The sequence below is a fragment of the Pseudomonas sp. 32_A genome, from assembly GCF_017490905.1.
Taxonomy (GTDB): domain Bacteria; phylum Pseudomonadota; class Gammaproteobacteria; order Pseudomonadales; family Pseudomonadaceae; genus Aquipseudomonas; species Aquipseudomonas inefficax.
In genome coordinates this window covers 1-237 of sequence record NZ_JAFGYI010000516.1, presented here as the reverse complement: position 1 = coordinate 237, position 237 = coordinate 1, and the positions used below count along the sequence as shown (strand labels likewise).

Below are 237 nucleotides of genomic sequence, written 5' to 3'. Positions count from 1 at the left end.
ACAGTACGTTGACCAGCACCAGGAACAGCAGCACGGTAACGAAGCCGATGACCGTGGCCTTGCCCACGTCAGAGCGTTTTTCCGCCCGCGACGAGAAGATGCTCGCACCCTCGATGCCGATGAACACGAACACGGTGACCAGCATCATGTTGCGCACCTGCTCCAGCACGCTGCCGAACTGCGGGTTGCTCAGGCCCCAGATATCACGCGTGAAGATATCGGCGCGGAAGGCGAACG

Annotated in this window: 1 protein-coding gene; it reads right to left on the bottom strand. The window is 60.8% G+C overall.

Going from position 1 to position 237, the window contains the following annotated elements; translation table 11 throughout:
- A partial coding sequence (locus J5M58_RS27645) for an amino acid permease (RefSeq protein WP_207880718.1) occupies positions 1-237 on the bottom strand: 237 nt, incomplete at both ends.